At 64.3% G+C, this 18,673-nt stretch carries 20 protein-coding genes and 1 pseudogene; all 21 read left to right on the top strand.

Annotation, left to right across the window (positions count from 1 at the left end):
• Positions 1 to 50: 50 nt before the first annotated feature.
• Complete coding sequence (gene fliF, locus AC52Q4_RS06720; protein WP_495536032.1) at positions 51 to 1,775, top strand: flagellar basal-body MS-ring/collar protein FliF; 1,725 nt, start codon at positions 51 to 53, stop codon at positions 1,773 to 1,775.
• Positions 1,768 to 2,781, top strand: coding sequence for a flagellar motor switch protein FliG (fliG, locus tag AC52Q4_RS06725; protein ID WP_495536033.1), 1,014 nt, complete (start codon positions 1,768 to 1,770; stop codon positions 2,779 to 2,781). Before fliF ends, fliG begins: the two co-directional genes overlap by 8 nt.
• On the top strand, positions 2,778 to 3,476 hold the full coding sequence (locus AC52Q4_RS06730) for a flagellar assembly protein FliH (RefSeq protein WP_495536034.1): 699 nt from the start codon (positions 2,778 to 2,780) through the stop codon (positions 3,474 to 3,476). Before fliG ends, AC52Q4_RS06730 begins: the two co-directional genes overlap by 4 nt.
• Complete coding sequence (fliI, locus tag AC52Q4_RS06735; RefSeq protein WP_495536035.1) at positions 3,463 to 4,839, top strand: flagellar protein export ATPase FliI; 1,377 nt, start codon at positions 3,463 to 3,465, stop codon at positions 4,837 to 4,839. The genes AC52Q4_RS06730 and fliI overlap by 14 nt, the downstream gene beginning before the upstream one ends.
• Complete coding sequence (gene fliJ, locus AC52Q4_RS06740) at positions 4,836 to 5,282, top strand: flagellar export protein FliJ (RefSeq protein WP_495536036.1); 447 nt, start codon at positions 4,836 to 4,838, stop codon at positions 5,280 to 5,282. Before fliI ends, fliJ begins: the two co-directional genes overlap by 4 nt.
• A 13-nt stretch (positions 5,283 to 5,295) precedes the next feature.
• Positions 5,296 to 6,267, top strand: a complete 972-nt coding sequence (locus tag AC52Q4_RS06745) for a flagellar hook-length control protein FliK (RefSeq protein ID WP_495536037.1) — start codon at positions 5,296 to 5,298, stop codon at positions 6,265 to 6,267.
• Between the two features lie 199 nt (positions 6,268 to 6,466).
• On the top strand, positions 6,467 to 7,000 hold the full coding sequence (locus AC52Q4_RS06750) for a flagellar basal body-associated FliL family protein (protein WP_495536038.1): 534 nt from the start codon (positions 6,467 to 6,469) through the stop codon (positions 6,998 to 7,000).
• Positions 7,001 to 7,002: 2 nt separating this feature from the next.
• Positions 7,003 to 8,010, top strand: coding sequence for a flagellar motor switch protein FliM (fliM, locus tag AC52Q4_RS06755; RefSeq protein ID WP_495536039.1), 1,008 nt, complete (start codon positions 7,003 to 7,005; stop codon positions 8,008 to 8,010).
• Complete coding sequence (fliN, locus tag AC52Q4_RS06760; protein ID WP_495536040.1) at positions 8,007 to 8,429, top strand: flagellar motor switch protein FliN; 423 nt, start codon at positions 8,007 to 8,009, stop codon at positions 8,427 to 8,429. Before fliM ends, fliN begins: the two co-directional genes overlap by 4 nt.
• Before the next feature lie 11 nt (positions 8,430 to 8,440).
• Positions 8,441 to 8,884 (top strand): flagellar biosynthetic protein FliO, encoded by a 444-nt coding sequence (fliO, locus tag AC52Q4_RS06765; RefSeq protein WP_495536041.1) that lies wholly within the window; start codon positions 8,441 to 8,443, stop codon positions 8,882 to 8,884.
• A complete protein-coding gene (gene fliP, locus AC52Q4_RS06770; protein WP_495536042.1) occupies positions 8,884 to 9,621 on the top strand; it encodes a flagellar type III secretion system pore protein FliP in 738 nt (245 codons plus the stop codon). Before fliO ends, fliP begins: the two co-directional genes overlap by 1 nt.
• A 28-nt stretch (positions 9,622 to 9,649) precedes the next feature.
• Positions 9,650 to 9,919, top strand: a complete 270-nt coding sequence (gene fliQ / locus AC52Q4_RS06775) for a flagellar biosynthesis protein FliQ (RefSeq protein WP_495536043.1) — start codon at positions 9,650 to 9,652, stop codon at positions 9,917 to 9,919.
• 20 nt (positions 9,920 to 9,939) lie between these two features.
• Entirely contained in the window at positions 9,940 to 10,716 is a 777-nt protein-coding gene (gene fliR, locus AC52Q4_RS06780) for a flagellar biosynthetic protein FliR (RefSeq protein WP_495536044.1), read from the top strand.
• A 104-nt stretch (positions 10,717 to 10,820) separates the two neighbouring features.
• Entirely contained in the window at positions 10,821 to 11,978 is a 1,158-nt protein-coding gene (gene flhB / locus AC52Q4_RS06785) for a flagellar biosynthesis protein FlhB (RefSeq protein ID WP_495536045.1), read from the top strand.
• A gap of 5 nt (positions 11,979 to 11,983) precedes the next feature.
• Positions 11,984 to 14,095 carry a flagellar biosynthesis protein FlhA gene (flhA, locus tag AC52Q4_RS06790; protein WP_495536046.1) on the top strand — a complete coding sequence of 704 codons (2,112 nt, stop codon included), beginning with the start codon at positions 11,984 to 11,986 and terminating at the stop codon, positions 14,093 to 14,095.
• 48 nt (positions 14,096 to 14,143) lie between these two features.
• Positions 14,144 to 15,508, top strand: coding sequence for a flagellar biosynthesis GTPase FlhF (gene flhF, locus AC52Q4_RS06795; RefSeq protein ID WP_495536047.1), 1,365 nt, complete (start codon positions 14,144 to 14,146; stop codon positions 15,506 to 15,508).
• Positions 15,509 to 16,381, top strand: coding sequence for a MinD/ParA family protein (locus AC52Q4_RS06800; RefSeq protein WP_495536048.1), 873 nt, complete (start codon positions 15,509 to 15,511; stop codon positions 16,379 to 16,381).
• The gene (locus AC52Q4_RS06805) at positions 16,378 to 17,100 is read left to right on the top strand and encodes an RNA polymerase sigma factor FliA (protein ID WP_495536049.1); all 723 of its coding nucleotides are present in this window, start codon (positions 16,378 to 16,380) and stop codon (positions 17,098 to 17,100) included. Before AC52Q4_RS06800 ends, AC52Q4_RS06805 begins: the two co-directional genes overlap by 4 nt.
• A 54-nt stretch (positions 17,101 to 17,154) precedes the next feature.
• Positions 17,155 to 17,547, top strand: coding sequence for a chemotaxis response regulator CheY (gene cheY, locus AC52Q4_RS06810; RefSeq protein WP_495536051.1), 393 nt, complete (start codon positions 17,155 to 17,157; stop codon positions 17,545 to 17,547).
• Between the two features lie 9 nt (positions 17,548 to 17,556).
• Positions 17,557 to 18,294: pseudogene (locus AC52Q4_RS06815) on the top strand (protein phosphatase CheZ).
• A gap of 11 nt (positions 18,295 to 18,305) precedes the next feature.
• Positions 18,306 to 18,673, top strand: a 368-nt coding sequence (locus AC52Q4_RS06820; protein WP_495536050.1) for an Hpt domain-containing protein, incomplete at its 3' end; no start/stop codon positions are given.

The following is an 18,673-nucleotide window of genomic DNA, read 5'->3' on the forward strand; positions in this document are numbered from 1 at the left end:
AACGCGCGATGGCGGCAAATCAGGTTCTGACAGCTACAGCAACATCTAATGTGGAGGCACAGCGTCAGAAAGATGACGATCGGGGGCGGCTCGGTCTTCTGCTGAGCGAGTACCTCGGCGATCGCGCACTGCGCCAGATCGGTCTGATCATCGGCCTTGCGCTTGCCATCGCGGCGGGGTTGGCGCTGTTCATGTGGGCGCAGGAACCGGCTTATCGCGCTCTCTACGCCAGTCTTCCGACGCAGGATGCCGGTGCCGTCGTCGACGCCCTGCAGAAGGCCAACATTCCCTATCGCCTCGATGAGAATTCGGGCGCCATCCTGGTGCCGGCGCAGCGTCTGTCCGGGGCGCGGTTGAAGCTTGCCAGTCAGGGTCTGCCTCACACGGGCGGCGTCGGTTTCGAAAGCCTGCGCCAGGACCAGGGCTTCGGTACCAGTCAGTTTCTCGAGACGGCCCGATTCCAACGTGCTCTGGAGACCGAGCTGGCTCGCACCATCGATGCTTTGGATCCGGTCGCGCGGGCGCGCGTGCACCTGGCCATTCCGGAGCGCTCGGTCTTCGTTCGCGCCCGCAAGAACCCCAGCGCCGCCGTCACCATCGGGTTGTATGCCGGACGGGTCCTGACCGGCGGCCAGGTCTCGGCCATCGCGCACCTCGTGGCCAGCGCCGTTCCGGAGATGTCCGCGACCGACGTAACGGTCGTGGACCAGCACGGCCGGCTGCTCAGCCGCCTGGAGGACAATGGCGAGGGCTTGAACGCCACGGTGCAGCAGCTTGCCTTCCGGCATCGCATCGAAGACGCCTACGCGCGACGGATCGAGGACCTGCTGGCGCCGATCATCGGTACCGGCCACGTGAAAGCGCAAGTCAATGCGCGCGTCAATTTTTCGGCACAGGAGCGCACCGAGGAGCTCTATCAGCCGGGTCAGAGCGCCGTGCGCAGCGAGCAAAGCAGCGAGGACCGCACGGAGCGCTCGCAGGAGGCGATGGGGGTGCCGGGCGCTCTGAGCAATCAGCCGCCGGGGACCGGCACGCTGCAACCGGCGCAGACGGGGAATCCCGCCGGCGAGGGTAATGGGGCCGATCAAAGCGGCGCCGGCAGCGACGCCGCCTCCGCCCCAAAACTGGTCGACAGCCGTGTGAGTCACACCCGCAACTATGAGGTCAGCAAGACCATCCGCCACGTGCGCACGCCGCAGGGAGCGATCACCCGGCTCTCGGTGGCCGTGCTGCTCGATCAGCCCGCGGCGACGCCGGCCAAGGGCGAGGCCGAAGGGCAAACCGAGGACTTGGATCAGGAGAAACTGACCGAGGTCACGGAGCTCGTGAAGCAGGTCGTCGGCTTCGATGCGCAGCGCGGCGATACGATCAACGTAATCAGCTCGCCGTTCCAGCCCTCCGACGCCGCCCCGCCCGTGGAGAGTCCCTTGTGGCAGCAGCCGTGGGTCTCGGAAGGGGGCAAGCTGCTGCTGGCGTCGATCCTGGGACTGGTGCTGATCCTCGCCGTGGTGCGCCCGCTCGTCCATGGACTGCTCGGCCGGGATCGCTCCGAGCCCCCCGAGCGGCTCGCGAGCGCTCCCGTGCCGGCGGCGCTGCCGCAAGCCCCCGAGGGTCCCGAAGCGGGCTATGCGTTGACCGGCCCGGAGGAGCCCAAGCGCATCGGTGCCGGCAACGACTACGACAACCGCCTGCGGATCGCCCGCGAAGTGGTGGGCAAGGAGCCCGAGGTGGCCGCCAATGTAATGAAGCGCTGGTTGGCTCAGGAAAATGAGTGAGACACGGCAAAATTCCATGACCGGGGCCGAGCGTGCGGCGATCTTCCTGATGAGTCTCGGTGAGGAGGAGGCCGCCAAGATCATGCAGCACCTCGGGCCGCGCGAAGTGCAGCAGCTCGGTGTCGCCATGTCGGCGCTGCAGAACGTGACCCGCGAGCAGGCGAGCCGAGTGCTCGCAGAATTCACGTCCACGGTCGAGGAGCAGACGGCGCTGGGTATCGGCAATTCGGACTACATCCGCTCCGTGATGGTCAAGGCGCTCGGCGAGGAAAAGGCGGGCGGGGTGATCGACCGGATTTTCATGGGTGGCAACACGCGCGGTCTGGAGCAGCTCAAGTGGCTCGATGCCAAGACGGTGGCGGAGATGATCCGACTGGAGCATCCGCAAATCATCGCAATCGTGCTCGCCTACCTCGATCCGGACCAAGCCGGGCAGGTGTTGCGGGTACTGCCGGAGCGGACACGTCACGACGTGGTGATGCGAGTGGCCTCGCTGGAGGGTATCCAGCCGGCCGCGCTCAAGGAGCTCGACGAAATCATGGAACGCCAGTTCTCGGGCAAGGAACGGATCAACTCCTCGACGATCGGCGGTGCCCAGGCGGCTGCCAATATCCTGAATCAGCTCGATTCGACAAGCGAGAGCGCCATCATGGAGCAGATCAAGGAAATTGACGCGGATTTGAGTGAAGCCATTCAGGAGATGATGCTGGTTTTTGCCGATCTCGCGGAGGTCGATAACCGTGGGGTGCAGCTGCTGTTGCGCGAGATCAATACCGAGACGCTCGTGCTCGCGCTGAAGGGGGCGGATGACCGGATCAAGGACAAGTTCTTTCGCAACATGTCCGCACGGGCCGCCGAGCTGCTGCGCGATGATCTGGAAGCAAAAGGCGCGGTGCGGCTGAGCGAAGTGGAGACGGCGCAGAAGGAAATTCTGGCAACCGCCAAGCGGCTCTCCGATGAAGGTCAGCTCTCGCTTGGCAGTGGAGGGGAGGCTTACATCTCATGAGCGGTGGCGTCATTTCAGGTGCGGCAAGCGATGGCGGGCGGGCGAGCGCCTGGAGCTTACCGGATGTGGCCGAGCCCACGGCGGTCGCGCCGCCGCGCGAGACCCCCTCGCCCGGCGTCAGTGTCGAGGTGCTCGAGCGCATCCAGCGCGAGGCCTACGCGGAAGCCTTCGAGGAAGGCCGTCGGGCGGGCCGGGCAGAGGGCTTTCGTCAGGGCCGTGACGAGGGGCTCGCCCAGGGGCAAGCCGAGGCCGCCGACTTGGCCCGACGCCTGCGCGGCGTACTCGATGGTTTGGCGCAGCCCGCGAGCGAGCTCGACGACGACGTGGAGCAGGAACTCGTGAGCATGATTTTATGTCTGGCGCAACAGGTCATTCGCCGCGAGCTGCAAATTCAGCCGGGCGAGATTGTCGGAATCATTCGCGAAGCGATCGCGCTGTTGCCGCTATCGGCACGCAAGGTCAAGGTGCAGGTGCATCCCGACGATGCGGCGTTCATCCGCGAGGCGCTGGGAGAGGGGGAGAATGCGTGGCAGCTGGTGGACGACCCGAGCGTGACCCGCGGCGGCTGCATCGTCAATACGGCACGCTCGCGCGTGGACGCCACGCTTGAGCACCGCCTCTCCGCCCTGGCGGCGGATCTGCTCGGGGACGAGCGGCGTTACGATGCCGGAGAGGGTGCGAATGACGCTCAGTAGCGATGAGCGGCGCGCGCGTTGGTTGCAACGCCTGCGCGTATACCGCGGACGCATACGCCGGCCAACGCTCGTGGTGGAGGGCCAGCTGCAGCGAATGGTGGGCCTTACGCTCGAGGCGGAGGGCTGCCAAGCCGCGGTGGGCTCGCGTTGCACGGTCATCGGCAGCGGCGGTGCCCGCGTCGAGGTCGAGGTGGTGGGTTTCGCCGGTGAAAAACTTTACTTGATGCCGACCGGGCCGCTGCACGGTCTTACGCCCAATGCGCGCGTCATACCGCAACTTTCCGCGTGCGAGGCGCAGGTGGGGTCGGCCCTGCTGGGCCGCGTGCTCGACGGTACCGGGCGGCCGCTCGATGGCAAAGCCATGCCCCCGGCCGAGGCCGCGATACCGCTCATCGGTCGGCAAATCAATCCGCTCTCGCGGGCCCCGATCCAGCGCCCGCTCGATGTCGGCATCCGCGCCATTAATGCGTTGCTGACCGTCGGAGGCGGGCAGCGCATGGGGCTGTTCGCGGGCAGCGGTGTGGGTAAGAGCGTGCTGCTCGGCATGATGACCCGCTATACCAACGCCGATGTGGTGGTCGTGGGGCTCATCGGCGAGCGTGGTCGCGAGGTAAAGGAGTTCATCGATCACATACTCGGACCGGAGGGGCTCTCGCGGGCCGTGGTGGTCGCCGCGCCGGCCGACACGTCGCCGCTGGTGCGCCTGCACGGCGCGCTTTTGACCACCGCCATCGCCGAGTATTTCCGCGATCAGGGACGTCAGGTGTTGCTGCTGATGGATTCGCTGACCCGCTATGCCCAGGCGCAGCGTGAGATCGGACTGGCCATCGGTGAGCCGCCGACCACCAAAGGTTATCCGCCGTCAGTTTTCGCCAAGCTGCCTCAGCTGGTGGAGCGGGCCGGCAACGGTCCCGACGGTGGCGGTTCGATCACGGCGTTCTACACGGTCCTCGCCGAAGGGGATGATCAAAACGACCCGGTGGCCGATTCGGCGCGCGCGATCCTCGATGGCCATGTCGTGCTCAGTCGCGAGCTGGCCGACGCCGGTCACTACCCGGCGATCGACATCGAGGCCTCGGCGAGCCGGGCTATGTTGAACATCATCGCTCCAGAGCAGCTCAAGGCCGTACAGCGGTTCAAAAGCCTCTATTCCGTGCATCGGCAGAATCAGGATCTGATCAATGTCGGCGCCTACAAGGCGGGCAGTGATCCCCGCGTCGATGAGGCGATTGCCTATCATCCGCAGCTTACTCGCTTCCTGCGTCAGGAGGTCAACGAGGCCGTGGGCTTTGCAGAGAGTGTGGAAACGCTGCTCGATCTGCTCGGCGAAAAGGGCCGGGCGGCCGTTGAGGTCGAGCAATGAAGCGATCCAAGCGAATGGAACCCATTCATCGCCTTGCCAGCGAGCGGGCGAGCGAGCTGGCGCGCGCCTATGCCGCTCACCGCGAGCGGCTGAGTCAGGAAGGGGAGCGCATCGAGCAGCTGCGCGGATTTCGCCGCGAGTATGCACAGAAATTGGCCGTCTCGGGTAGTCAAGGCATCGACGCCTACCGCCTGCGCGATTACAACGCGTTTCTGGGGCGCATCGACCAGGCCATTTGCCAACAGCAGCAGTGCCTTGAACGCCTGGAAGGCGAAGTCGAAGAGATGCGGCTGAGCTGGTTGGACCAATGGGGCAACGCTCAGGCACTGGAACAGCTCGTCGGGCGCTACCGTCGCGTGGAGCAGCACGCCGATGCCGTGCGCGATCAGCGCCTCAACGACGCGCTGGCGCAGCGCCCGACAGGCCCTGAAAACAGTCAATAGCGAGGGAGCGTAGATGATGCCTTCCAATAACTTGCAGCTCGGCGGCGTTGGCGCGCCCCGGCCAACCAGCCCCGCACCCGAGGGCGGCGCTCAGAGCGACGGCGGATTCATGGCGGATTTGCTCACCCAAATCGAGAGGAAGACGGGGCGAAGCGTTGATCCCGAGGCGCTGGCGAACTGGTTGGAAGAGCATAGCGACGAGGTTCCCGCCATCGCGCCGGACGGCCTGCTGCCCTGGCTGGCGGGGCTGGTGGATCGCTCGGCGCACGCCGGTTTTCCCGCCTCAAGTTCCGGCGGCCGGGTGGATCCTAATGCATTGCTTGGGCTATTGACGGCCGCCTCCGGAGGGTCGGCTCGAGCCGCCGGCCAAGTGGGTGATCCGGTCGCCGGCATTTTGGCGGCCTTGGGGGCGGGCGATGAGGGGAAGGCGCTTGGGCAAGCTGGCGACGACCCCGATGCCAAATCGCTGGCGGTGTTTCAGAATTTGCTGCAGGGGGTGAGCGCCTCGAACGCCGTGAGCTCGCCGGCGACGGAGAACCGCGCCGGAATTCCGACGCTGCAGGTGGCCACCCCGGTCGCCGTGGCGGGGTTTGGCCAGGCGGTCGGCGAGCGGATGCTCTGGATGGTCCAAAACGAGGTGCAGCAGGCCCGATTGCTGCTCAGCCCACCCGGGCTTGGACCGCTCGACATCGCCGTTTCGCTGCACGGTGACGAGGTCAGCATCGCGCTCAACGCACAGCATGCGTTGACACGTGAGGCGCTTGCCGCCGATGCATCGCGCCTGCGCGGCATGTTGACGGACGCAGGCTTCAGCGCGGTCGATGTGAATGTCTCCCAGGACGAGGGCCGCGGTGATCGCTCCTACTCGGGCTCTGGAGCACAGGAGTTTGCCGCACCCGGCGTCACCGGCGGGTCGGAGTCGATTCCGTCCGCGGTCGCCGAGCCGCGCCGAATTGGCCGCTCGCTGGTGGATCATTACGCCTGAGGGGGCGCGCGACGGGGCTCGCTCACTTGGCAAGAAAACTGCATTGGGTTCAGGAGCGCGTCGCGCGCAATGTCTCCTGAGCTCTGCTGAACACTCGCTCCAGCGCACCTGCGGGTATACCGAGGCGCGGGTCTGGTGCCGGTTGCTTCACCTCGGGAGATGAGATCGCCGGAAACCAAGACAAAGAGGAGCTCGGCGGATGGCCGCAGACAGTCCCAGCGGAAAGCGACAAACAGGCCTGGCTACCTGGATACTCATCACGATCGTATTGGTCGTCGCCCTGCTCGTCGGGGTCGGCATTTTGGCGGGGCTCTATTTCACGGGTTACCTCGGCGGTGATCCGGCAGCGTCCGCGGCTGCCGCGGGTGCGAGCAGCGGGGAGGCCGCCGAGCAGGCATCCGAAGCCTCGCAGAAGCCCGCGATCTACCTGCCGCTCGAGCCGCCGTTGGTGGTTAACTTCAACCGGCAAGGGCGGGTTGGCTACCTGCAGGCCGGGCTGCAGCTGATGGCTCGCGAGCAGCCGGTTATCGACGCCGCGCAAGCCAATATGCCCATGATCCGCAACAGCCTTCTCATGCTGCTGAGCAGCCAGAGCTATGAAGAGCTGAGCAGCCGCGAGGGCAAGGAGCAACTGCGGAAGAAAACCCTCGATGAGGTCAATAGCGTCCTCGATGAGGTCGGTGCGCCCGGCGATATCGAGGCGGTGTATTTCACAGCGTTCGTGATGCAATAACCATGTCCCACCAAGATGTTCTCAGTCAGGAAGAGATTGACGCGCTGCTCCATGGCATCGACGGTGGAGAGGTCGGGGAGCAGCCCGAATTCGCCGCCGAGGGCGTCAGCGCTTACGATTTTCAGTTCCAGGACCGCATCGTGCGCGGGCGGATGCCCACGCTCGAGATGGTCAACGAGCGCTTCGCCCGGCTGTTTCGCACCGGACTGTTCAACATGCTGCGCAAGGCGGCGGAGGTGAGCGTCGCCGGTGTGGAGATGCTCAAGTTCTCCGAGTATGTACACACGCTTTATCTGCCGACGAGCCTCAATCTGGTGAAGATCCCCCCGTTGCGCGGCACCGGTTTGTGCGTGCTCGATCCCAAGCTGGTATTCATCCTGGTCGATAATTTCTTCGGCGGGGACGGGCGTTATTTCAGCAAGATCGAGGGGCGAGAGTTCACGCCCACCGAATCGCGGGTGATTCGCAAGGTGCTCGATCAGGCGTTCGACAATCTGCGGGAGGCGTGGAATCCGGTGCTGCCCGTGGATTTCGAGTTCCTGAACATGGAGGTCAATCCGCAGTTCGCGAACATCGTCTCGCCCTCGGAGGTGGTCGCCGTCTCGCGTTTTCACGTCGAGCTCAACGGCGGCGGCGGAGATCTCCACATCACGTTGCCCTACACCATGATCGAGCCCATTCGGGACATCCTCAATGCCGGCGTGCAGAGCGATCGCAATGACTTCGACCAACGCTGGGTGACCTCGCTGCGCGAGGAAATGAAGAGCGCATCGGTAGAACTCTCCTGCCGGCTCGCCGAGGCCAGCATCAGCCTGCGCGAGCTCATGCGGCTGCGCCCCGGTGACATCATCCCCATCGAGATGCCCGAGACGGTGACGCTGCGCGCGGAGGGCGTACCGGTGCTGCGCGGTCGTCCTGGGCAGAGCGGCGGTAATGTGGCCGTCAAGATCACGGAGCCGATTCGGGCTCCGCAGCACCAGTCCCTGGTCAGCCTAAGGAGACGCACATGAGTAAACAGCCGTTCAAGGAGCAGGAGATGGGCGAGGATTGGGCGGATGCCCTGGCCGAACAGGGTGGCGAGCGTGGCGAGGATGCCGGAGGCGTGGAACGCGCGGCTTTCGACAAGCTGGACTCCTCCGACGAGCCGCCGGTCGAAACCGCGGATGAGGACGTCGGCCTTGACGTCATTCTGGATATACCGGTCACGCTGTCCATGGAGCTCGGTCGCACTCAGATCAACATTCGCAATCTGCTGCAGCTCAATCAAGGCTCGGTGGTCGAGCTCGATCGTCTGGCGGGTGAGCCGTTGGACGTCATGGTCAACGGCACTTTGATCGCCCACGGCGAAGTGGTGGTGGTCAACGAGCGGTTCGGCATTCGTCTGACCGATGTCGTCAGCCAGAGTGAGCGAGTCCGCAAGCTCAAATAAGGACTTCAGCCATGGGCGCGCCGCGCATTGGACGGATTTTCGCCACCGTACTCGTCAATTTACCGGCATCGATCGCTCACGCGGCGGCCCGGGTCGAGGGCGTGGGTGTCGACCCGAACGCGCTGCTGCGGCTGACCTTGGCGCTCGGAGTCGTGCTGGCGGTGATCGTCGCCCTCGCCTGGCTGCTGCGGCGAATGGCGCGTTTCAATCGCAGCGTCAATGGTCAGCTGCGGATTCTGGGCGGCCTGGCCGTCGGTAACCGGGAGCGAATCGTCTTGGTGCAAGTGGGCCGAGCTCAGCTTCTCGTGGGTGTGGCTCCGGGTCGGGTACAAACTTTGCATGTGCTTGATGAGCCCGTCGAGACACCGCAGACGGCCTCGGCGGCGGGGGACGGCCGGAGCGTTTCATTCGCGAAACGGCTGCGCGCGATGCTGGACGAACATGGAAAGCGCTGATGCGATGCCTGCTGATCTTGGTTCTTTTTTGCCTGCCAGCGGTGGCGCTCGCACAGGCGGACGGCATCGAGGCGGTTACGGTCCAGGCGGCCGGCGATGGCAAGACCTGGAGCGTGAGCCTGCAAATTCTCGCCGTGATGACGGCGCTGACCTTGTTGCCGGCGGCGCTGCTGATGATGACCTCCTTTACGCGGATCATAATCGTGCTTGCCATCCTGCGCCAGGCGCTCGGCACCGCCAGCACGCCGTCCAACCAGGTTCTCATCGGCCTGGCGCTGTTTCTCACGGTCTTTGTAATGTCTCCGGTGTTGACCCGCATCAATGAAGTGGCGCTGCAGCCCTATCTCAATGACGGGATGGGGGCCGAGCAGGCGGTCCGTTCCGCCGCCGGCCCGCTGCGTGAATTCATGCTGGCACAGACTCGGGAGAAGGACATCGGCGTGTTCCTCAACATCGCGCAGAAGGGCCCGGTGGAGAGCCCGCAGGAGCTGCCTTTTTCCATTCTGGTGCCGGCATTCATGACCAGTGAGCTCGAGACGGCGTTTCAGATCGGTTTCATCATTTTTCTGCCTTTTCTGGTCATCGACCTGGTCGTTGCCAGTACGTTGATGTCGATGGGCATGCTGATGCTCTCGCCCATGCTTATCTCACTGCCGTTCAAGATCATGCTGTTCGTTCTGATCGACGGGTGGTCCCTTGTCATGGGAACGCTGGCAGGCAGCTTTTATCCCGGCTGAGCCGGGCATTTAGCAGGAGGAGACCGCGATGTCACCGGAGTTCGCCATCGGCCTCGGCAAGGAGGCGCTGACCGTGGCGGTGCTGATCGCCGCGCCCATTCTGCTCACGGCGCTTGCGGCCGGCGTGGTCATCGGCATCTTTCAGGCGGCCACACAAATCAACGAGCAGACCATGAGCTTCGTGCCCAAGCTTGCCGTGTTGGTGGTGACGCTGTTCATCGCCGCGCCCTGGATGCTGCGCGTGTTGCTCGATTTCACCCGTGAGCTGTTCCTGGGCATTCCGGGTTTTATCGGTTAGTGCGCACGTAGGCCGGGGGCATGACGATGGAGTCGGTCGAGATCGCCGCCTGGCTCGGTCAGTTCCTCTGGCCGTTCATACGCGTCGGCGCCTTCCTGCTGACCGCTCCGATGTTCTCCGATATTTTCATCCCCGTTCGGCTGCGGGTGCTGCTCGGCGTGGGGCTCACGCTCGCCGTCCTGCCGGCCGTAGGAGATGTCCCGCGGCTCGACCCGCTCTCCCCAACCACCGTGCTCATTGGCGGGCAACAGGTGCTGATCGGTGCGGCGATCGGGCTGCTCGTGGGCATGGCCTTTCAGGCCGTGGCGTTCGCCGGCGAAGCGCTGTCGGTAACCATGGGGCTCGGCTTCGCCACCATGATCAGCCCCCAGACAGGCGTGTCGAGCCCGGTAATCAGTCAATTCCTGCTGATCGTGGCCATGTTGTTGTTTCTGGCGGTGGGCGGCCATTTGGTGCTGATCGAGCTGCTGGCGGAGAGCTTTCGCATGGTGCCGATCGCCACGGTCGGACTCAGCAGCCAGGGCCTTCATGCCCTGGTCGCCTGGGCCGAAGAGATGTTCGCCGGCGGTCTGCTGCTGGCGCTGCCCGCCATCGTGGTGCTGCTGGTCGTGAATCTCGTTATCGGCGTGATGACCCGCGCCGCACCGCAGATGAACATTTTCTCGGTGGGACTGCCCCTTACGCTGCTCTCGGGTTTTCTGGTCGTGCTCTACATTCTGCTTCCCGCCTTGCCGGAGCGGATGTCGAATCTTTGGCGCCTGGCGTTTGACGGTCTGCGGCACATCCTCAACAGCTGATCGGCGCGCGAGGCTTGCCTTGACGCATTAGGCAATCCGCGTGGAGCCGGGCCTCGGTACGCTTCTTGCTGTATTCGAATTGAGCTGGAGAGGAGAGGGACGTCGTGGCGGAAGAGAATTCCGACGGCCAGGAAAAAACCCAAGCGCCGACCCCGAAACGTCGGCGCGAGGCGAAAGAGCAGGGACAGGTTCCGCGCTCGCGCGAGCTGACCACGATGCTGGCCATGCTGGGCGCGGCGGGTTGTCTGCTCATCTTCGGCGGTCACATGGCCGAGAGCCTGGCCGACGGAATGCGTCAGGGATTGCATGTGGGCCGTGGCGTGATTTTCGACCCGCAGGCACCGCTGCGCTTGCTGCAGGCGATGATCGGCAAGGGACTCTGGGCCGTCGGCCCCTTGGCGCTGGCGCTGTTCATCGTCGCCGTAACGGCCCCGGTGGCCTTGGGAGGGTGGACGTTCAGCGTCAAGGCATTGGCGCCCAAGCCCAGCAAGCTCGACCCGATCAAGGGGCTCAAGCGCATGTTCGGCGTGCACGGCCTCGTCGAACTCGGCAAGAGCCTCGCGAAGGTGGCGTTGGTGAGCGCGGTGGGAACCTACATGCTCTGGGGGTCCCTCGATGACTTCCGGGCGCTTGCAAGTGAGCCGCTAGCGCCGGCGCTGCATCATTCCGCGCGGATTTTCATCAATACCTTCCTCATGCTGGCGGCGGCGCTGAGTGTTATCGCGCTGATCGACGTGCCGTTCCAGCTCTGGGAGCACACCCGCAAGCTGCGGATGACCCAGCAGGAGATCAAGGACGAATTCAAGCAGACCGAAGGCCGGCCCGAGGTGAAAGGCCGTATCCGCCAGCTCCAGCAGCAGGCGGCGCAAGGGCGCATGATGGAAAAAGTGCCCAAGGCCGACGTGATCGTTACCAATCCGACGCATTTCGCGGTCGCCTTGCGCTACGACCCGAAAAACATGCGTGCCCCGCAGCTTCTGGCGAAGGGCACGGATCTCGTCGCGCAGCGCATTCGGCGCATCGCTCAGGAAAACGGTGTACCGCTGTTCGAGGCGCCGCCCCTGGCGCGGGCCTTGCACTACACCACCGAGTTGGATCGTGAGATCCCGGCGGGTCTTTATCTCGCGGTAGCGCAGGTGCTGGCCTACATCTACCAGCTGCGCAGCTATCGCCGCACGGGATCGGAGCGGCCGAAACGGCCCGAGCCCACAGTGCCCGAGGAATTTCTCAAGTACGTTCGACCCCGTAGACGGAGGCGATGACGAGCATGGCAGCTGGATTTGCGAGAGGGTGGCGCCAAATCGGCGTGCAGGGCCTGGGCACCCCGCTTCTGGTCGTGGCGTTGCTGGCGATGATGGTGATACCGCTGCCGCCGTTGGCGCTCGACCTCCTCTTCACATTCAATATCGTGCTCAGCCTGGTGATGTTGCTGGCCACGGTCTACGCGCTGCGTCCGCTGGACTTCGCCGTATTCCCGACGATTCTGCTGATCGCCACCCTGCTGAGATTGGCACTCAATGTGGCCTCCACGCGCGTGGTGCTGCTCAACGGCCATGCCGGGACGGGCGCCGCCGGTCAGGTCATCGAGGCGTTCGGCGTGTTCGTCGTCGGCGGCAACTACGCGGTCGGTCTGGTGGTCTTCGCGATCCTGGTCATCATCAACTTCGTGGTGGTCACCAAGGGCGCTGGCCGGGTCTCCGAGGTGAGCGCACGCTTCACGCTGGATGCCCTGCCCGGTAAGCAGATGGCCATCGACGCCGACCTCAACGCCGGGCTGATCGACCAGGAGCAGGCCCGCAGCCGGCGTCAAGACGTCGCGCAGGAAGCGGACTTCTACGGCTCGATGGACGGCGCGAGCAAATTTGTCCGCGGCGATGCTATTGCCGGGCTGCTTATACTGTTCATCAACATCATCGGCGGGCTCACCGTCGGCCTCGCGCAGCACCACATGAGCTTCGCCGCCGCCGTGCACAACTATACGTTGCTGACCATCGGCGACGGCCTGGTGGCGCAGATTCCCTCGCTCGTTCTCTCCACCGCCACAGCGATTCTCGTCACCCGCATGTCTTCCGCTCAGGACATGGCCGGGGCGGTGATGACCCAGCTTTTCGACAACCCCCGGGCGTTGCTGGTCAGTGCGAGCATCATCGGTGCGCTGGGCTTGGTGCCGGGCATGCCCAATCTGACGTTCCTGCTGCTCGCCGCACTGTGCTTTGCCGCCGCCTGGTGGCAGCATCGCCGCCGCGAACGTGGCCGGCGCCGTGGAGTAGAGCATGCCGAGGAACCGGCGCCGGCCGCCGTCGCACCGGAGAACAAGGACCTGAGCTGGGAGGACGTGCCGCCGATCGACGTTATCGGCTTGGAGGTCGGCTACGGCCTGATTCCGTTGGTGGATCGCAACCAGGGCGGGGAGTTGCTCACGCGTATCAAGGGCGTGCGCAAGAAACTCTCGCAGGATCTGGGCTTTCTCATCCAGCCGGTGCATATCCGTGACAACCTCGATCTGGCGCCCAACGCCTATCGAGTCAGCGTGCTCGGCGTGGCCGTGGCAGAGGCGGAGGTCTATGTCGGGCGTGAGCTCGCCATCAATCCCGGCACGGTGCAGGGCCGATTGCAGGGGACTGCCACCCGGGATCCGGCATTCGGTCTGGAGGCGGTGTGGATCGATCTCGCGCAGCGCGACCATGCGCAGACGCTGGGCTACACGGTGGTCGACGCGAGCACCGTGGTGGCCACCCACCTCAGTCAGATCGTGCAAAGCCACGCCCATCAGCTGTTCGGCCACGATGAGTGCCAGAAGCTCCTGGAGCGGCTCGGTCAAACACAGCCGAAGCTCGTCGAGGAGTTGGTGCCGAATACGCTGCCGTTGTCGGTGGTGGTCAAGGTGCTGCAGAACCTGCTCGAAGAGCGCATTCCGATCCGCGATATGCGCTCGATCGTCGAAACTTTGGCGGAGCAGGGCACGCGCACGCAGGATCCCGGCCAGCTCACGCAGGTCGCGCGGCAAGCGCTGGGGCGCATGATCGTGCAGAACATCGCGGGAATGGCCGCCGAGCTTCCCGTCATCACTTTGGATCCGAACTTGGAACAACTCTTGCTAGATACGATACAGGGAGCCTCTGATGGGATGGCGGGGTTCGAGCCGGGCCTGGCAGAGCGGCTGCAACGCTCACTGGTCGATAGCGTGCGGCGCCAGGAGATGGCGGGTCAACCGGCGGTACTGCTGACCTCGCCGCCGCTGCGCAGCTGGTTGTACCGCCTGAGCCGACACAGTGTCGCGGGCCTGAACGTGCTCTCCTACAACGAGGTGCCGGATGACAAGCAAGTACGGATCGTCAGCTCCATCGGCCAGCAGCAAGTGGCCGCTAGAGCTGGCTAAACAGCGGGACAGCGCCTCAGGCATGGCTGCAACTCCGGGAGTGGAATGATGAAGATCAAACGTATATTCGCCGCTGACATGCGCCAGGCAATCCGTGACGTGCGAAGCGCGCACGGCCCGGACGCGGTGATCCTGTCCAGCCGCAATGTGGATGGCGGCGTGGAGGTGATCTCGGCGGTGGACTACGACGAGCGTGCGGTACGTGCCGCGCTCGAGGAGGAAGCCCCAGCGCAGCCCAGCAGCACGGACTTCCAGGCGGTTTTGGGGCGCACCATGAGTCAAAAAACAGACGTCAAGGCGCCGACGCGCCGGCTGAACGTCATTGCCGACGACGCGCTGGACCTGGATTTCTCGGCCGCCGAGCCGGAGGCTCCCGAGGCGAATGTCCCGCAGGCCACTGTCGCCGAGGCGAATGTCTCCGCCTCGCCGCAGGCGCCGGCTGGCGAGCCGTCGCCGCGTATTGAATGGACGCAGGAGCCGGCGCTGCTCGAGATGCGCGCCGAGATCCGCACGCTGCGCAATCTCTTCGAGAGTCATTTGTCGTTGCAGGAGTGGCAGCGGCTGGGACAGCGGCATCCCTTGCAGCTCACGTTGCTGCAGCGTCTCACCGAGCTGGGGCTGGGCTCTGATGTGGCGCGCAAGCTCACGGATAACGTCGGCGAGCGCGAGGACCCGGAGCAGGCCTGGGAAGAGGCTCTGGAGCTGCTGCGCCGGCACCTGCCGGTCGCCGACGACGACATCGTCGAGCGTGGCGGGGTCATTGCCATCGTCGGCCCCACCGGCGTGGGCAAGACCACGACCGTGGCCAAGCTTGCCGCGCGTTACGCGCTGCGTCACGGCCGCCGTCACGTCGCCCTGGTGACCACGGACAATTTCCGCATCGGCGGTCAGGAGCAGCTGCGCAGCTTCGCCCGAATTCTCGGCATGCCGGTGCATGCCGCGCACGATCGCGATGAGCTCGCGGCGGTGTTGGCGGATCTCGCGGACAAGCAGCTGGTGCTGATCGACACCGCCGGTATGAGCCACCGGGACATGCGCCTGAGCGAGCGGCTGCAGACGCTGGAGACCGTCGGCTCGCCGATCCGCTCCTACCTCGTCGTCTCGGCCAGCACCCAGCTCCCCGCATTGTGTGAAATCGTGCGCGGGTTCCGGAAGGTCAAACCGGCCGGTTGTATCCTCAGCAAAGTCGACGAGGCCACCAGCCTGGGCAATGTCCTGACCGCGATGCTGCGCTATCGGCTGCCGGCGGCCTACCTCGCCACCGGTCAGCGGGTTCCCGAGGATCTACAACCCGCGCGCAGCGATCAGCTGCTCGAGAGCGCGCTGACGCTCATGCGTCAATATGCCGGCGAGGAAAACGATGATGAATCGATGGCGTTGCGTTTCGGCCGTCTTGCCGGCGGGCAGCAGTAAATGGCCATGGATCAAGCGGCGGGACTGAAAAGAATGAACCATCCTAAGCCCGTAAAGGTCATCGCTGTGACCAGCGGTAAAGGGGGCGTCGGCAAAACGCACGTCTCCGTGAATCTGGCAACCGTGCTGGCACAGACCTCCCGCGGGGTCATGCTGCTGGACGCCGACTTGGGGCTCGCCAATGTCGATGTGATGTTGGGGCTCTCGCCACGGCTCAATCTCTCCCATGTGATCGAGGGAAAAGCCACGCTGGAGGAGGTGTTGGTCGAAGGACCCAACGGGGTGCTCATCATCCCCGCCTCCTCCGGCACGCAGCGCATGGCGGAGCTCAGCTCGGCCGAGCACATCGGGCTCATCCACGCCTTCAGCGAGCTCAGCCATGAGCTGGACTATCTGATCGTGGATACCGCGGCGGGAATTTCCGACTCCGTCATGAGCTTCGCGAGAGCCGCCCGAGAGGTGTTGGTGGTCGCCTGTGACGAGCCATCCTCGATCACCGATGCCTATGCGCTGATCAAGGTGTTGAACCGCGACCACGGCGTGCAGCGCTTTCACATGCTTGCCAATCGGGTACGCAGTCCCCGCGAAGGCCAGGAGCTGTTCGGCAAGCTCTCCAAGGTCGCCACGCGTTTTCTGGATCTCACGCTTGACTACACCGGTGCCATTCCGGAAGACGAATCGCTGCGTAAGGCGGCGCAGCGCCAGCAGCCGGTGACGTGCGCCTACCCGAGCAGTCCCTCGGGACGGGCGTTTTTGGATCTTGCCCGCCGGGTGGCGCGCTGGCCCTTGCCGACCACCGCGGAAGGTCGTCTGGAATTCTTCGTGGAACGACTCGTCGCTTACGGAACGAGCCAACAGGGAGTGATGGGATGAAACAGCTTGCCGCCTATGCGGATGTCCAACAGGTTCGGGTCGACGATGACGCCGTGGTGCATCATGCGCCGTTGGTCAAGCGTATCGCCCATCACTTGGCGGGCCGATTGCCGGCAAATGTCCAGGTCGATGACCTGATCCAGGCCGGCATGATCGGATTGCTGGAGGCGACGCGCCACTATGACGCAACCCAGGGCGCGAGCTTTCAGACTTACGCTGCCATCCGCATTCGAGGTGCGATGATCGATGAGATTCGCCGCCTCGATTGGACGCCTCGCTCGGTACACCGCAAGGCTCGGGAAGTGGCGAGCGCGGTCACCGCGATCGAGCATCGAACGGGGCGGGAGGCGAAGGACCGGGAGGTCGCCGAGCACCTCGGCATCGATCTCAACGACTACCACCAGATTCTGCAGGATGCCGCCGCCGCGCGGATCGTGAGCATCGACGAGCAGGAATCCGAGCTCGGTGAGCTGCACGACGTGGGCGGTCGTGCGCCTGCCGCCGTGGAGCTCTTCGAGCAGGACGAATTCCAGGCGGCGATGAGCGCCGCCATTCGAGAACTCCCCGAGCGCGAGCAACTGGTAATGCAGCTCTACTACGACGAGGAGCTCAATCTCAAGGAGATCGGCGAGGTGCTCGGTGTCAGCGAATCGCGCGTCAGCCAGATCCATGGGCGAATTGCGCTCAAGCTGCGGGCTCTGCTGGCCGATTGGATATAAGAGTGTTCGCCCGCACCGCGGCAGGCACATGCAGCACAGGAGGCAAGCGTGGCGTTGGACAAGCACATGAAGATCCTGGTCGTGGACGATTTCTCTACCATGCGCCGGATCATTCGCAACCTACTTCGAGAGCTCGGCTTCGATAACGTTGTCGAAGCCGATGACGGAAATTCGGCGCTGCCGACACTGCGGCGCGGAGGCTTCGACTTCCTCATAACGGACTGGAACATGCCCGGTATGACGGGGATCGAGCTGCTCGAAAACGTACGCTCGGATCCAGGGCTAGCCGCCTTGCCGGTGCTGATGGTCACCGCCGAGGCCAAGCGCGAGCAGATCATCGCCGCCGCGCAAGCCGGTGTGAATGGCTACATCGTCAAGCCATTCACGGCCGCTACGCTCCGAGAAAAGATCGACAAAATATTCGAGCGTATCAGCGTCGGGAGCTAACCACAGCCTATGAACAACGATGACACGGACGTACGCGAGCGCCTGGTGCTCGCCCGACAGCTCGTCGAGCAGCTGGAATCAGGGAGCGGTGAGGCCGCGCAGCAGACCATTGATTCGCTCGCGCGGATCCGCGAAACCGAGCTCTTCCGGGAGCTCGGTGTGCTGACTCGGGATCTGCACGAGGCTCTCAAATCCTTTCAAGCCGATTCCCATTTGAGTGTGATCGCCAACGATATCCCTGACGCGAGGGAGCGGCTGCGCCATGTGATCGAGTTGACCGAGCAGGCCGCCCACCGGACATTGACAGCGATGGAGTCCGGGTTGCCGATGGCAGACGAACTCGCCGATCAGGCCAGGGAATTGGGCGGGCAGTGGCAGCGATTCCTGCGCCGGGAAATTTGCGTCGAATAATTTCGCGACCTCAGCCGCGAGGTGGATGCGTTTCACAATCGCGTTCAAACCGACGGCTCACAACTGCACGGATTACTATCCGACGCGCTCATGGCGCAGGACTATCAGGACCGAACGGGCCAGATAATCCGCCGTGTCATCGCTTTGGTGCAGGAGGTCGAGGACGGGCTCGTCAAGCTGGTACGGATATCCGGTCGCAAAATGTCCGCTGAGGTTGCCCAGCATGCGCAGGGCGGTGATCTGCGCGGCCACGGCCCGGCGATCCCCGGCCAGAGCGACGATGTTGTCCGGGACCAGGACGATGTCGACGATCTACTCTCCAGTCTCGGTTTCTGAAGGGGGCATGCATGGCCATTGATCCACAACAGGACGACATCCTTAGGGACTTCCTGATTGAATCGCGGGAAATCCTGGATGGTCTCAGCGAGCAGTTGGTGGATCTCGAGCAACGCCCTGAGGACCGGAATTTGCTCAATGCGGTATTCCGCGGTTTCCACACCATCAAAGGCGGTGCCGGCTTCCTTAACCTCGGGCCGCTGGTCGATATCTGTCATCAGACTGAGGATATCTTCAATCTCCTGCGCCAGGGCGACAAGGTCGTTACACCGGAGCTGATGGATGCGGTGCTCGATGCGCTGGATCGGGTCACCGAAATGTTCGCTCGGCTCGACTCGAGTCAACCGCTCTCGGCGGCGCCGGCCTCGCTCCTGGAGCG

This window comes from Nitrococcus sp. (assembly GCF_059432795.1).

Coding starts and splice junctions, on each gene's coding strand:
- fliG (WP_495536033.1), top strand. CDS start 1,768: ATGAGTGAGACACGGCAAAATTCCATGACCGGGGCCGAGCGTGCGGCG.
- AC52Q4_RS06730 (WP_495536034.1), top strand. CDS start 2,778: ATGAGCGGTGGCGTCATTTCAGGTGCGGCAAGCGATGGCGGGCGGGCG.
- fliI (WP_495536035.1), top strand. CDS start 3,463: ATGACGCTCAGTAGCGATGAGCGGCGCGCGCGTTGGTTGCAACGCCTG.
- fliJ (WP_495536036.1), top strand. CDS start 4,836: ATGAAGCGATCCAAGCGAATGGAACCCATTCATCGCCTTGCCAGCGAG.
- AC52Q4_RS06745 (WP_495536037.1), top strand. CDS start 5,296: ATGATGCCTTCCAATAACTTGCAGCTCGGCGGCGTTGGCGCGCCCCGG.
- AC52Q4_RS06750 (WP_495536038.1), top strand. CDS start 6,467: ATGGCCGCAGACAGTCCCAGCGGAAAGCGACAAACAGGCCTGGCTACC.
- fliM (WP_495536039.1), top strand. CDS start 7,003: ATGTCCCACCAAGATGTTCTCAGTCAGGAAGAGATTGACGCGCTGCTC.
- fliN (WP_495536040.1), top strand. CDS start 8,007: ATGAGTAAACAGCCGTTCAAGGAGCAGGAGATGGGCGAGGATTGGGCG.
- fliO (WP_495536041.1), top strand. CDS start 8,441: ATGGGCGCGCCGCGCATTGGACGGATTTTCGCCACCGTACTCGTCAAT.
- fliP (WP_495536042.1), top strand. CDS start 8,884: ATGCGATGCCTGCTGATCTTGGTTCTTTTTTGCCTGCCAGCGGTGGCG.
- fliQ (WP_495536043.1), top strand. CDS start 9,650: ATGTCACCGGAGTTCGCCATCGGCCTCGGCAAGGAGGCGCTGACCGTG.
- fliR (WP_495536044.1), top strand. CDS start 9,940: ATGACGATGGAGTCGGTCGAGATCGCCGCCTGGCTCGGTCAGTTCCTC.
- flhA (WP_495536046.1), top strand. CDS start 11,984: ATGGCAGCTGGATTTGCGAGAGGGTGGCGCCAAATCGGCGTGCAGGGC.
- flhF (WP_495536047.1), top strand. CDS start 14,144: ATGAAGATCAAACGTATATTCGCCGCTGACATGCGCCAGGCAATCCGT.
- AC52Q4_RS06800 (WP_495536048.1), top strand. CDS start 15,509: ATGGCCATGGATCAAGCGGCGGGACTGAAAAGAATGAACCATCCTAAG.
- AC52Q4_RS06805 (WP_495536049.1), top strand. CDS start 16,378: ATGAAACAGCTTGCCGCCTATGCGGATGTCCAACAGGTTCGGGTCGAC.